The organism is Yoonia sp. SS1-5 (assembly GCF_038443705.2).
Taxonomy (GTDB): Bacteria; Pseudomonadota; Alphaproteobacteria; order Rhodobacterales; family Rhodobacteraceae; genus Yoonia; species Yoonia rhodophyticola.
In genome coordinates, this window is record NZ_CP151767.2 from 2,566,606 (window position 1) to 2,579,914 (window position 13,309).

General features: G+C 59.1%; 10 protein-coding genes. All 10 read left to right on the forward strand.

The genetic code is table 11. From position 1 onward, the window contains the following. Positions 1-23: 23 nt before the first annotated feature. The 10 genes from AABB31_RS14145 to AABB31_RS14190 all read left to right on the forward strand — a co-directional run bounded on the left by AABB31_RS14145 (position 24) and on the right by AABB31_RS14190 (position 13,263). Positions 24-692 carry a hypothetical protein gene (locus AABB31_RS14145; RefSeq protein ID WP_342077526.1) on the forward strand — a complete coding sequence of 223 codons (669 nt, stop codon included), beginning with the start codon at positions 24-26 and terminating at the stop codon, positions 690-692. Further along, on the forward strand, positions 689-1,348 hold the full coding sequence (locus AABB31_RS14150) for a hypothetical protein (protein ID WP_342077525.1): 660 nt from the start codon (positions 689-691) through the stop codon (positions 1,346-1,348). The genes AABB31_RS14145 and AABB31_RS14150 overlap by 4 nt, the downstream gene beginning before the upstream one ends. 29 nt (positions 1,349-1,377) lie before the next feature. Continuing rightward, positions 1,378-1,785 (forward strand): GFA family protein, encoded by a 408-nt coding sequence (locus AABB31_RS14155; protein WP_373635809.1) that lies wholly within the window; start codon positions 1,378-1,380, stop codon positions 1,783-1,785. After that, positions 1,782-6,314, forward strand: coding sequence for a glutamate synthase large subunit (gene gltB, locus AABB31_RS14160; protein ID WP_342077523.1), 4,533 nt, complete (start codon positions 1,782-1,784; stop codon positions 6,312-6,314). Before AABB31_RS14155 ends, gltB begins: the two co-directional genes overlap by 4 nt. Before the next feature lie 82 nt (positions 6,315-6,396). Beyond that, positions 6,397-7,158, forward strand: coding sequence for a monofunctional biosynthetic peptidoglycan transglycosylase (gene mtgA / locus AABB31_RS14165; protein ID WP_342077522.1), 762 nt, complete (start codon positions 6,397-6,399; stop codon positions 7,156-7,158). 67 nt (positions 7,159-7,225) lie between these two features. Beyond that, the gene (locus AABB31_RS14170) at positions 7,226-7,891 is read left to right on the forward strand and encodes a glutathione S-transferase family protein (protein WP_342077521.1); all 666 of its coding nucleotides are present in this window, start codon (positions 7,226-7,228) and stop codon (positions 7,889-7,891) included. A gap of 2 nt (positions 7,892-7,893) precedes the next feature. Next, positions 7,894-8,943: a tRNA epoxyqueuosine(34) reductase QueG gene (queG, locus tag AABB31_RS14175; RefSeq protein ID WP_342077520.1), complete on the forward strand. Its 1,050-nt coding sequence runs from the start codon at positions 7,894-7,896 to the stop codon at positions 8,941-8,943. Beyond that, positions 8,931-10,085 (forward strand): PQQ-dependent sugar dehydrogenase, encoded by a 1,155-nt coding sequence (locus AABB31_RS14180; RefSeq protein WP_342077519.1) that lies wholly within the window; start codon positions 8,931-8,933, stop codon positions 10,083-10,085. The genes queG and AABB31_RS14180 overlap by 13 nt, the downstream gene beginning before the upstream one ends. An 88-nt stretch (positions 10,086-10,173) precedes the next feature. Further along, a complete protein-coding gene (locus AABB31_RS14185) occupies positions 10,174-11,094 on the forward strand; it encodes a DMT family transporter (RefSeq protein WP_342077518.1) in 921 nt (306 codons plus the stop codon). 381 nt (positions 11,095-11,475) lie between these two features. Beyond that, positions 11,476-13,263, forward strand: a complete 1,788-nt coding sequence (locus AABB31_RS14190) for a phosphate ABC transporter substrate-binding/OmpA family protein (protein WP_342077517.1) — start codon at positions 11,476-11,478, stop codon at positions 13,261-13,263. Positions 13,264-13,309 lie beyond the last annotated feature (46 nt).

Sequence of the window (13,309 nt, forward strand, 5' to 3'; positions counted from 1 at the left end):
ACTGACTTACAGGACACCGTACAATGAAACCATTGATGATCCTCGCATCCCTTGCCTTGGCCACCCCGGCGGCGGCACAGCAAAGTTTTGCCGCACCTGACGGGTGTGAGGCCAAGCTGACCGTACAGCAAAAGGGCTGTGTTCTTGTCAATGTATGGACCTGCGAGGCCGACGATCCGGGCGACCAGTGGATTGCACTGATCAGTCAGTCGGGTGTCTTTAGCGTCCAGAAGGTAGACGACGAATTTCAATGGATCGAGGCCTACAAGGTCACGGGCAATGAACGTCTGATTGTCCCGGCGGACGATCCGGCATCCCTGACCGAACTGTTCGAAACCCAGATCGACACGTGGGATTTTGTGATCGAAACCGAAGAAGGCACCGAACGGAATGTGGGTTTTGATATGCTCACCGGTGAAACAACCGAGATTGACGGCGAAATCCTTTTGAACACGCAGTTCGAGGGCCGGACACTGGATGCCGAAGGGAATGAGATCGAGGCCGGCAATGGCCGCCAGTTTGTCAGCGAAAAGCATCGTCTGTTCTTCTTTGGCGAAGCCTGGGACGCGGCAGACCCCGAGCAGATCGTTGATATGTCCCCGGTGGAATTCATCTACCCCGATGAGCCGGGCTTCTTTTCCTCGCAGCCGAAATACGAGTGCAACCAGCTAGAAACAGGCTTTCAGCCATGAGGATTGCGATTGCCTTGGCGTTTTTGGCGGCCCCAGCGGCGGCACAGGAATTCAGCCTGCCTGCAGGTTGCGATGCCTATCTGACTGTTCAGGGCAAAAGCTGTACTGTGGATCATCACTTCATCTGTTCAACTGACCCCGAGGGCCATCAGCGCCGCGTCAGCCTGGATGAGGAAGGCCTGACCTATGCCGGTCAGATTGACGCCGAAACCCAGTGGATCGGCAGCTTTCACCCCCTCAGCGGCCATGCTGAACTGCTCGAGGCGAACCCGGCCGAACGGGCCTCTTTATCGGATCTGATTGCGCAGGGCGTTGATGACTATGACTTTCGGACATTATCCGAGGAGGTCGGCCCAACCCGGTTTGTCGGTCAGGACACGCTGACCGGTCGTCAGATCACCATCGACGGGATCACGCTGGACGAAACGACCTATGATATCACGGCCTATGACGATGCGGGCAATGAGCTGTGGCATTCAGAGGGTCGTGAATTCATCAGCCGGAACTGGCGCATGTTCCTGTCTGGGACCGGCACAACCACAAGTGCGAATGGATCGTTTGACAAGGACAATACCCCGGTCGAGTTCATCTTTCCGGGCGAGCCGGGTTTCCTGAGCACCAGCCCAAAGCATGGCTGTGGGGTTGCAATATCATGAACGCCGTCACGCCGTTGACCGGCGCATGCATGTGTGGCGCGGTTTCTGTAACGGTCAAAACCCCAGGCGAACAGCTGCATGCGTGCCATTGCGATCAATGCCGGAATTGGACAGGCAGCATGCTGTTATCGGTATCCGCGCCGGTTGATCAGGTCGACCTTACCGGGCCGGTCAAGACGTTTCGGTCCTCGGACTGGGCCGAACGCGGCTGGTGCGATCGTTGCGGCACCAGCCTGTTTTATCGCACCACCGACCCGGAACAGGCCTATTACGGTCTAGCCACCGGCCTTTTTCCGAATGCGGGCGATCTGCCCCTGAAACTTGAATATTTCATCGACAACAAGCCGGACGGCTATGCGTTTTCCGGCGATCATCAGCGGATGACGAAGGCAGAGACGCTTGCCAAGTTCGCGCCCGACGAAGGAGACACCCAATGACCAATTATGACGAATCCTGGGTTGCCGCAGAAGAGGCAAAGCGGCAGTGGATGTCCGACAATGGGCTGTATCGCGACACGGATGAACATGCATCATGCGGCGTTGGTCTGGTGGTGGCGATTGATGGCGCCCCTTCGCGCGGCGTGGTGGAAAAGGGGATCAACGCGTTGAAGGCCGTCTGGCACCGCGGCGCGGTTGATGCCGATGGCAAAACGGGGGATGGCGCGGGTATCCATGTGCAAATCCCGGTGCCGTTCTTCTATGATCAGGTGCGCCGGACCGGCCATGAACCCAATGACAACAGATTGATTGCCGTCGGGCAGGTTTTCCTGCCCCGCACCGATTTTGGCGCGCAGGAACGCTGCCGGACAATTGTTGAATCCGAAGTGCTGCGCATGGGCCATTATATCTATGGATGGCGTCATGTGCCGGTGAACAACGATGTGCTGGGCGAAAAGGCGAATGCAACCCGCCCCGAAATCGAACAGATTCTCATTCGTTGCGAAAAAGACATCGACGAAGAAGCATTCGAGCGCGAACTCTACATCATCCGTCGTCGGATCGAGAAGGCCGCCGCCGCGGCACAAATCGGGGGCCTCTACATCTGTTCGCTGTCATGCCGTTCGGTGATCTACAAGGGCATGATGCTGGCCGAGCAGGTGGCGGAATTCTACCCCGACCTGATGGATGCCCGCTTTGAAAGCGCCTTTGCGATCTATCACCAGCGTTATTCAACGAACACATTCCCGCAATGGTCGCTTGCCCAGCCATTCCGCATGTTGGCCCATAACGGCGAGATCAACACGCTGAAGGGCAATGTGAACTGGATGAAAAGCCACGAAATCCGGATGGCATCCGGTGCTTTTGGCGAAAAGGCCGAGGATATCAAACCGATTATCCCATCGGGCGCGTCCGATTCTGCCGCGCTGGATTCCGTGTTTGAAGTTCTTGTGCGCGCCGGTCGTAACGCCCCAATGGCCAAAACGATGCTGGTGCCCGAGGCATGGTCCCAGCAGGCTGTCGAGATGCCGCAGGCCTGGCAGGATATGTACGGTTATTGCAACGCGGTGATGGAACCATGGGATGGGCCCGCCGCCCTTGCGATGACAGATGGGCGCTGGGTTTGCGGTGGTCTGGATCGTAACGGCCTGCGTCCGCTGCGATATGTGGTCACGGGCGACGGCCTGCTGGTTGCCGGATCCGAGGTTGGCATGGTGCCAGTTGACGAAGCGACCGTTGTCGAAAAGGGCGCCCTTGGCCCCGGGCAGATGATTGCCGTGGACATGCAAGAGGGCAAGCTGTTCCATGACAAGGCGCTGAAAGACAAGCTGGCCGCAGCGCAACCCTTTAGCGAATGGGTGGGCAAGGTCGTCAATCTGAATGAACAGCTGATCGACATTCCCGAAACCGCGATGTTCGAGGGCGAAGAGCTGCGCAAGCGTCAGGTCGCGGCGGGCTATTCCATCGAAGATCTGGAACAGGTTCTGGCCCCCATGGCCGAAGACGGCAAAGAGATGATCGCCTCGATGGGCGACGATACGCCCTCTGCGGTGTTGTCATCGACCTACCGACCCTTGTCGCATTTCTTCCGGCAAAACTTCAGCCAGGTCACAAATCCGCCCATCGACAGCTTGCGCGAAAGCCGTGTGATGTCGCTTAAGACCCGGTTCGGAAACCTTAAGAATGTGCTGGACGAGGATTCCTCGCAAACCGAGATTCTGGTGCTGGAAAGCCCGTTTGTCGGGAATGCGGAATTTGACGAAATGGTCCGCGTCTTTGGCGAAAGCGTCGCGATCATTGATTGCACCTTTGCACCGGGGCCCGGCGCACTGCGTGATGGTCTGCATCGTATCCGGTCCGAGGCCGAGGACGCCGTGCGCTCGGGTGCCGGTCACATCGTGCTGACGGATGAAAACCAATCGCAGACCAAGGTCGCGATGCCGATGATCCTTGCGACATCTGCGGTGCATTCGGGGCTAACGGCGCAGGGGCTGCGCACCTTCTGTTCGGTCAATGTGCGGGCCGCGGAATGCATTGACCCGCACTACTTTGCCGTCCTGATCGGCTGTGGTGCGACCACGGTCAACGCCTATCTGGCGCAGGATACAGTGGCTGACCGGGTCCGGCGCGGCCTGATCGAAGGTACGCTGACAGACGCCATGCGCCGCTATCGGAGCGCGGTAAATGCGGGTCTTCTCAAAATCATGTCCAAGATGGGGATTTCGGTTCTGTCATCCTATCGGGGTGGTCTGAATTTCGAGGCCGTGGGCCTGAGCCGCGCGATGGTTGCCGAATATTTCCCCGGTATGCATTCACGCATTTCGGGTATCGGGACGAACGGTATTCAGACCAAGGTCGAGGAAGTCCACGCGCGCGGCTGGAAATCCAGCACGGATATCCTGCCGATTGGCGGCTTTTACAAGGCGCGCCGCTCGGGCGAGAAACACGCTTGGGAAGCACAGACCATGCATATGTTGCAGGCGGCTTGTAACAATGCCTCTTACGCATTGTGGCAGCAATATTCCAAGTCGATGCAATCGAACCCGCCGATCCATTTGCGCGATCTGCTGGCGATCAAGCCGCTTGGCACAGCCGTTCCCATCGAAGAGGTCGAAAGCATCACCGCCATTCGCAAACGGTTTGTCACGCCAGGGATGTCGCTGGGTGCGCTGTCACCCGAGGCGCACAAGACGCTTAACGTCGCGATGAACCGCATCGGTGCCAAATCCGACAGCGGCGAGGGCGGCGAGGATCCCGCACATTTCCACCCCGAGCCCAACGGCGACAACCCGTCTGCAAAGATCAAGCAGGTGGCGTCGGGCCGCTTTGGTGTGACGGCGGAATATCTGAACGCCTGTGAAGAACTTGAAATCAAGGTGGCGCAAGGGGCCAAGCCCGGCGAGGGTGGGCAACTGCCCGGCATGAAGGTCACGGACCTGATCGCCCGTTTGCGGCATTCCACAAAGGGCGTGACCCTGATTTCGCCGCCGCCGCACCATGATATCTATTCTATCGAAGATCTCGCGCAGCTGATCTATGACCTCAAACAGATCAATCCGCGCTGTAAGGTGACGGTCAAGCTGGTTGCCAGTTCAGGTGTTGGAACGATCGCTGCAGGCGTCGCAAAGGCCAAAGCGGATGTTATTTTGATCTCGGGTCACAATGGCGGCACCGGTGCGTCGCCGGGCACCTCAATCAAATATGCCGGTCTTCCGTGGGAAATGGGCCTGACAGAGGCGCATCAGGTTCTGGCCATGAACAACCTGCGCGAACGCATCACCTTGCGGACGGATGGCGGCCTGCGCACAGGGCGTGACATTGTCATGGCCGCGATGTTGGGCGCCGAAGAATACGGCATCGGCACCGCTGCACTGATCGCGATGGGCTGCATCATGGTCCGCCAATGCCAGTCCAACACCTGCCCTGTGGGTGTCTGTACGCAAGACGAGGCGTTGCGCGACAAGTTCACCGGATCAGCCGATAAGGTCGTGAACCTGATCACGTTCTACGCCACAGAGGTGCGCGAGATCCTTGCATCAATCGGCGCCCGGTCCCTTGATGATGTCATCGGCCGGGCTGATCTGCTGACGCAGGTCAGTCGCGGGTCGGCGCATCTGGATGATCTCGATCTCAACCCGATGCTGATCACCGTCGATGGGGCGCATAAGATCAGCTATGACCGCAACCGCGACCGCAACGCGGTTGATGACACGCTGGATGCGCAGATCGTCAAGGATGCGGCACGCTTCCTCAACGAAGGCGAAAAGATGCAGCTGGACTATGCGGTGCAGAACACCTTGCGCACGATTGGCACAAGGACATCGTCGCATATTGTTGCAGCGCATGGCATGCGCAATAATCTTCAGCCGGACCATTTGACGGTGAAGTTGCGGGGCTCTGCGGGTCAATCGCTGGGGGCCTTTGCGGTGCCTGGCCTCAAGCTTGAGGTATCGGGCGACGCCAATGACTATGTCGGCAAGGGTCTGTCCGGCGGCACAATCGTTGTGCGCCCGCCAATGGTCAGCCCCCTGAAAGCCTCGGACAATACGATCATTGGTAATACCGTGCTTTACGGCGCAACCGACGGGTTCCTGTTTGCAGCTGGCCGGGCCGGCGAACGGTTTGCGGTACGTAATTCCGGCGCGCATGTGGTGATCGAAGGTTGCGGCACAAATGGGTGCGAATACATGACTGGCGGGGTTGCAGTCATCCTTGGGTCAATCGGCGCCAATTTCGGGGCCGGGATGACCGGCGGAATGGCTTATCTTTACGATCCCGACAATGCGGCCGCACCGTTGATCAATATGGAAACGCTTGTGACCTGTCCTGTCACCGTCGATCACTGGATGACCCAGCTGAAAGCGCTGGTAGAGCGTCATCTGGAAGAGACGGGCAGTGTCAAAGCGGCAGACATCCTGCAACATTGGGACATCGAAAAGCACAACTTCGTCCAGATTTGCCCAAAGGAGATGCTGGTGCATCTGCCACACCCGCTGAGCATCGCGGAAGCCGCGATTCCAGCGGAATGATTGCAACGTCCGCCTGCGAAAATTGCAGGCGGACGTTCTATTGTTCTTGATCCCGTGACCCCGCCCATGGCTTATGGTGCGGATGGCAGAGCGTAAGACGACCAAAAAGAAACCGGCCAAAAAACCGGCCGCCAAGACACGCAGCACAAAGACCAAACAGCCCGGGCCGGTTGTCCGGCTATGGGCATTTGTCATGCGATGGGTCTGGCGTGGCGCATTTGCAGTGCTGGGGTTTGTGCTGTTGGCCACGTTGCTCTTTGCGCTGATCAACCCGCCTACAACGCCCTATATGTTCGCCGAAGCGCGCCGCCTTGGCCCGGTCAAGCATGACTGGGTCCCGATGGAACAGATCGCCCCGGTCATGGCCCGATCCGCAGTGGCGGCCGAAGACGCCAATTTCTGCCTGCATTGGGGCCTTGACGTAAAGGCCATCCGCGCCGCCGTGGACCGCGGGCGCGGTGGCGCATCGACCATTTCACAGCAGGTGATCAAGAACGTCTACCTGTGGCATGGGCGCAGTTGGACCCGCAAGGCGGTCGAGGCCCTCTGGACCCCGCTGGCCGAGGCGGTTTGGACCAAGCGGCGGATCCTTGAGCTATATCTGAACGTCGCTGAATTCGACGAAGGCGTGTTTGGGGTGCAGGCGGCCGCCCGGCACTATTTCGGCGTCGATGCATCCGATCTTAGCGCATTGCAGGCCGCCCGCCTTGCGGCCATCCTGCCTGCCCCCAAGACCCGATCCGCATCAAACCCGTCGCCATTCACCCGCAACCGTACCCGGCAGATCATCAGCGGTGCGGCAACAATCAAGGCGGATGGTCGCGCGGATTGTTTTGAAAGCTGACCTGCCCATTGATCGCAGCCGCCCCTTGCGGCATGACAGGGATACGCTGATCCTGTGAGTGCCCCGGATGAACACCCTTTATCATTACCCACTGTCCCCATTCTCGCGCAAAGTTCGCCTGTCGCTTGGCGAAAAGAAAATCGAAGTGGGCTTGGTTGAGGAACGATACTGGGAACAGGACCCGGATTTCCTGCGTCGAAATCCTGCGGCCAAGGTCCCGGTGCTGAAAATGGGTGGCCGTACGATGGCCGACAGTACCGCGATTTGCGAATATCTCGAAGAGGCACACCCGGTTCCCGCCTTGCTGCCAAAGGATGCCGTCGCCCGGTACGAGGCCCGGCGTTTGGTGGGTTGGTTTGACGACAAGTTTTATCACGAAGTCACCGTCAAGCTGACCGGTGAGCGGGTCTACCGCAAGGTGATGGGGACCGGATATCCCGACAGCACCAACGTCAAGGCGGGGGCCAAGGCGATCAAATATCACCTGGATTACATGGCTTTTCTGCTAGAGGAACGCCGCTGGCTGGCCGGGAACGAGATGACACTGGCAGACTTTTCGGCAGCCGCCCAGCTGTCATGTCTTGATTATACAAGCGACGTTGACTGGAACCGGCATGAGGTGGTCAAGGATTGGTACGCCAAGATCAAATCCCGCCCCGCCTTCCGGTCGCTGCTGGCGGACGAGGTGCCGGGGTTCCAGCCGTCGGCCCAATATGCCGATCTTGATTTCTGACCATGAGCCTGAAGGCTGATCTGACGGCCTTCGCAACCGAGGCGGGTTTTGCCAAGGTAGGCATCTGTCGTCCGGATGCAGTGCCAGAGATTGCCGAAAGACTGGCAACCTTTGTTGATCAGGGCATGCATGGGCAGATGGGCTGGATGGCAGAGCGAATGCATTGGCGCGGCGCCCCGGATGCGCTGTGGCCAGCGGCCCAATCAGTGATCATGCTGGCCGAACCTTATACCCCCGATCATGATCCGCTGGACGTGCTGAACCAGCCTGATCGCGCGGCGATCAGCGTTTATGCACAGGGCCGGGACTATCACGACGTGGTCAAGAAGCGCCTCAAAAAAGTCGGTCGCTGGCTGATCGCACAAGTGCCGGACGCCGAAATCAAGGTTTTCGTGGATACGGCCCCGGTGATGGAAAAGCCGCTTGCCCAAGCTGCCGGCTTGGGCTGGCAAGGCAAGCATACCAATCTGCTGGGGCGTGATCTGGGGTCATGGTTCTTTCTGGGGGCCATCTTTACAACCGTCGCGCTTGATCCTGACACGGCCGAGGTGACGCATTGCGGAAACTGCACCGCCTGTCTGGATATTTGCCCGACAGATGCGTTTCCGGCACCTTACCGACTGGACGCCCGGCGGTGCATCTCCTACCTGACGATTGAACATAAAGGGCCGGTTGATCCGGATTTGCGCGGCTTGATGGGCAACCGCATTTACGGCTGCGATGATTGTCTGGCCGTCTGTCCATGGAACAAGTTTGCGGCTGATGCACGTGACGTGCGCTACGCTGCCCGCGATGATTTGCGCGCGCCGCCACTGGCTGACCTTGTGGGGCTAGATGACGCGCAGTTCCGTGACCGGTTCTCGGGATCACCGATCAAGCGGATCGGGCGGAACAGGTTCGTGCGTAATGTGCTCTACGCCATCGGAAATTCCGCCGATGACCGGTTTCTGCCCCTGGTTTCACCATTGCTTGAAGATGATGATGCCGCGGTGGCCGATGCCGCCAGCTGGGCTATCTTGCGTTTGAAGGAGGATTATTCATGCTCAGATTGATTGCTTTATTGCTATTCCCGGTTGCGGCCATGGCGCAGGTCCAGCAAGGCCCGCCAAACGCCAGTTTTCAGCCTGCATTCGCCGAACAGACGCGGGCCAAGGTGTTGAACACCAGCCGTGTGACGGTTGAAACCTTCGCATCGGGGCTGGACCGGCCCTGGGGTATCGCGACCCTGCCGGGGGGGCAGTTTCTGGTGACGGAACGGCCCGGGCGTCTGCGTGTGATCAACGCGGATGGCAGCGTGTCTGCACCGATAGAGGGCCTGCCAGCGGTTGATGCCCGCCAGCAGGGCGGTCTTCTTGATGTGGCGATCAGCCCGAATTTCGCGTCCGACAGAACTGTGTTCTGGACCTATGCCAAGCCCCTGCCAGAGCAAAAGACTGTCACCGCCGCTGCGCGCGGGGTTCTGACATCTGACGGCAAGATGACCGAGGTTCGCGAGATTTTCGTGCAGGACCCGCCATCATGGCACCCGATCCACTATGGCAGTCGTATCATTCCGATGCCTGACGGCACCGTCTGGATCACAACGGGCGAGCATTCAGAACCCAATGACCGGGTAAAGGCGCAGGACAACAACACCACATATGGCAAGGTGATCCGGATCAACGCAGATGGGTCAGCCCCGGCTGACAACCCGTTTGTGGGGCGCGACGGGATCGACACGATCTGGTCCTATGGGCACCGAAACATTCAGGGGGCAGCCATTGGCCCCGGCGGTCTCTGGACCATCGAACATGGGCCAGCTGGCGGTGACGAGCTGAACAAGCCACTTGCGGGCCGGAACTATGGCTGGCCGGTTATCTCGTACGGGGTCAATTACGGCGGCAGCCCCGTTGGCAGCGGCAAGGCGGTGCAGGACGGGATGGAACAGCCCGTCTATTATTGGGACCCCGTGATCGCACCTGCGGGCATGGCGTTTTATGATGGGCCCCATGCCGCATGGAGCGGTGATTTGCTGATCGGTTCCCTGAACCCCGGCGGGGTGGTCCGCATCCGGATCCGTAATGACCGGGTTGTTGGTGAAGAGCGGCTTTTGCGTGACTACGGGCGTATTCGTGATATCGAGGTGCTTGATGACGGCTCTGTCCTGATCCTGTCCGGATCGCGGGGCGAGGTGCTGCGCGTCACACCGCGTTAGGCGGGACAAAGTTGGCGCGTGGGGCTTTAACAGCGCCCCATGCGCGCAAGCCAGCCCCTGCGGCCTGGCGGATCAAAGGAAAACGGCCATGCAGCCTTTGCGCGGCATTATGTTCAAGGTGCTGTCCGTCTGCCTGTTCATGGCCATGGCCAGCCTGATCAAGGCCGCCTCTGATAATGTTCCACCCGGGCAGGCGGTGTTCTTCAGGGCCTTTTTTGCGCTGCCGATCATTTTGGGCTGGCTGGCGATCCGCGGGGATCTGCGCAACGGGTGGCGGACCAACAATCCGATGGGCCATTTCTGGCGCGGTTTGATCGGAACCTCGGCAATGGGGTTGGGATTTACAGGGCTTGGGTTGCTCCCGCTGCCTGAAGTGACCGCGATCGGCTATGCCGCCCCCCTGCTGGTCGTCATATTTGCGGCGATGTTTCTGAATGAAGAGGTGCGGATATTCCGGCTGAGCGCCGTGGCGCTGGGCATGGTCGGGGTCTTGATTGTGCTGTCCCCACGATTGTCGGTCGGTGCCACCTTGAATGTCGGCGAAACGCTTGGCGCTGTTGTGGTGCTGATGGGGGCAGTGCTCGCCGCATTGGCGCAGGTGTTTGTGCGCAAGCTGGTCGCGACCGAGGGAACGGCTGCTATCGTCTTTTGGTTCACGATCACCTCGGCGCTCTTGTCGCTGCTGACTTTGCCCTGGGGCTGGGTTGTGCCTGAATGGCACGTCGCGGGCATGCTGGTTGCGGCAGGGCTGTTTGGCGGGGTCGGTCAGATCTTCCTGACGTCAAGCTACCGTCTGGCCGATGCGTCGCTTGTTGCGCCATTTGACTACACGTCGATGATCCTTGCGCTGACAATTGGCTATCTCATTTTCGGCGAGGTGCCGACCACCACCATGTTGATCGGGGCCGGTATCGTCATTTTCGCAGGTGTCCTGATTATCTGGCGCGAACGACAACTGGGGCTGGAAAGGGCCCGGCAGCGCAAGGCAACCGGCAACGTGGGCGGTTAGGATCAGGCCGGATCGCCGCGGATCGTGGGCGAATCTGCCATCTTGTGCTATGCTCGTCCGACCACAACGGAGGATGAGATGAGCAAACACGTTCTCGACAGACCCACAGTTGTTACCAATGAGATGTTGCGACGTACTGTCGCGCTTCGACGGCGGCGGTTGCCGCAAATCGCCAGTCTTTTGCTGCAAAGACGGCATAGAAGGGGTCTGACACCCCAGCGGATACGCCACTTTCTGCGGATTGCGCGAGGGTTGCAGACTTAACCCCGATAGGGTCTAAATATTTCACAGGGTAAATTTTTCCGCCCTTCCTGCGGGTGGTTTGCGCGCAGGGTTGTGTATTGACTGAGTAAAAAATTTAGACCCGTGGGGGGATTTGCGATGATTGGATATCTGAAACGCGCTGGCGTGGTGCCTGCCATTTGTGCGGTTGCGGTAAGCTGGGCCGGGATATCGGTTGCAGAAACAGTCAGCCTGACGGTCAGCGAATCCAACATTCAGGTTGATGGTGAACTCAAGTCTTTTGACGGGGTGGAGTTCGTCGTCAACGTTCCGGCCTTGGGTGATGTAACCGTGCCGGTCGCAGGCGCGACCTGTATCGGCCCCGGCTGTCCGGCGATTATTGTTGAGCCCGGTGGCGAGGTGACGCTGACGTCAGAAGATGGGGACAGCCTGGTTGCCGGTACGCTGCTTGACTACAAGGACGGGGTGTACTCGGTCGAAACGGTCGCCAATATTCTGACCGTGAGCGCCGGCATTGACGCTTGCGCCGGGGAAGGCTGCCCCAGCTATGAGGTTATCACCCCTGCCAGCGTTGTGGCCGAGGAAGATGCGCCGGAACCGGTGCGTCGGCCAGCCAATCTTGTGATGGTGGGGTCCGACAATGTGGGCGAGGATTTGATGCCATTGGTCATGGCCCCCTTTGCAGAGCTTTTGGGCGCCTCGTCAGTCACGGATGCCATCGAATTTCCCGACAATATCGCCCAGTACATTTTTACCCGCGCCGATGGCAGCGAATATGTGCTGGAGGTGGAATCAACCAGTTCCGGACCGGGGCTAGAGCGATTGATCGCCGGCACCGCCGACATCGCCATGTCATCGCGCCAGGCAAATGCCGATGAAGTTGCGGCCATTGCCGCACAGGGGCGCGGTGATCTTTTGGACGTGTCGCAGGAATATATCGTCGGGGTCGATTCCGTTTTGATGACCGTCCATCCCAGCAATCCGGTTGACGCACTGTCGCGGGTGCAGCTTGTCGGTATCTACACCGACCAGATTACAAACTGGGCGGATGTCGGTGGCCCGGATGCCCCGATTCAACCCGGTGCGCGCGATGGTGGTTCGGCCCGAGAAAACTTTGAACGCTGGGCCTTTGGGGAAGAGCGTGATTTGTCCCCCGGCACGGTAGAGTTGGATCGCGGCGGGGACATGCGCGACTTTGTCGAACAGAACCCCGGTGCAATCGGGTATTCGATCAGCGACAATATCGGGGATACAAAGGCCATCGACCTGATCCTTGACTGCGGTGTGCGCACAGATGCAACGCCCTTCAAAAGCAAGGCCGAGGAATACCTGCTGGGCCGTCGTATCCGTCTGTATATCGACAACCACAGCCCAAAGGCGGAAGTGCGTCAGATGGCCGAGATGATGATCAATCCGGCGATCGACACCTATGTCGCAGAATCCGGATATTTCAGCCTTGGCATTGTCGAGGATGACGAGGCGCTAAGCCGCCTGACAGAGGCCGCGTTGATTGGCCAACCGCCCGACATTGCAGCATCCGTGCAGCAGAGTGTCTCAGGCGCCTTGAACGGTGCGCAGCGATTGTCGCTGACGTTCCGTTTTGATACCGATGAGTTTGTGCTCGACAGCAAGGCGCTGCGTGATCTGGATCGTTTGGTGAACTACATGAACCTGCCTGAAAACGCAGATCGTGAGTTCATCTTTGTGGGCTTTGCGGACACCGTGGGGGCCTATGAATACAATATCGGGCTGTCGGACAACCGGGCAAACGAGGTGCGGCTGCGGGCGGTCAACCATCCGAACGCGGGGGCAATCCCCACAATGACATTGTCGACGCTTGGCCTCAGCGAGGCTGCGCCGGTCGGGTGCAACGACGATGATTATGGGCGGTCGCGCAACCGGCGGGTCGAAGTATGGGTGCGCTAGATACCGTTGTGATCGGATAAATCAGGGGGCGGACATATCCGCCCCT

Bases quoted from the DNA above. Each gene is read 5' to 3' on its own strand.
- AABB31_RS14145 (WP_342077526.1), top strand. From the start codon at position 24: ATGAAACCATTGATGATCCTCGCATCCCTTGCCTTGGCCACCCCGGCG.
- AABB31_RS14150 (WP_342077525.1), top strand. From the start codon at position 689: ATGAGGATTGCGATTGCCTTGGCGTTTTTGGCGGCCCCAGCGGCGGCA.
- AABB31_RS14155 (WP_373635809.1), top strand. From the start codon at position 1,378: ATGTGTGGCGCGGTTTCTGTAACGGTCAAAACCCCAGGCGAACAGCTG.
- gltB (WP_342077523.1), top strand. From the start codon at position 1,782: ATGACCAATTATGACGAATCCTGGGTTGCCGCAGAAGAGGCAAAGCGG.
- mtgA (WP_342077522.1), top strand. From the start codon at position 6,397: ATGGCAGAGCGTAAGACGACCAAAAAGAAACCGGCCAAAAAACCGGCC.
- AABB31_RS14170 (WP_342077521.1), top strand. From the start codon at position 7,226: ATGAACACCCTTTATCATTACCCACTGTCCCCATTCTCGCGCAAAGTT.
- queG (WP_342077520.1), top strand. From the start codon at position 7,894: ATGAGCCTGAAGGCTGATCTGACGGCCTTCGCAACCGAGGCGGGTTTT.
- AABB31_RS14180 (WP_342077519.1), top strand. From the start codon at position 8,931: ATGCTCAGATTGATTGCTTTATTGCTATTCCCGGTTGCGGCCATGGCG.
- AABB31_RS14185 (WP_342077518.1), top strand. From the start codon at position 10,174: ATGCAGCCTTTGCGCGGCATTATGTTCAAGGTGCTGTCCGTCTGCCTG.
- AABB31_RS14190 (WP_342077517.1), top strand. From the start codon at position 11,476: ATGATTGGATATCTGAAACGCGCTGGCGTGGTGCCTGCCATTTGTGCG.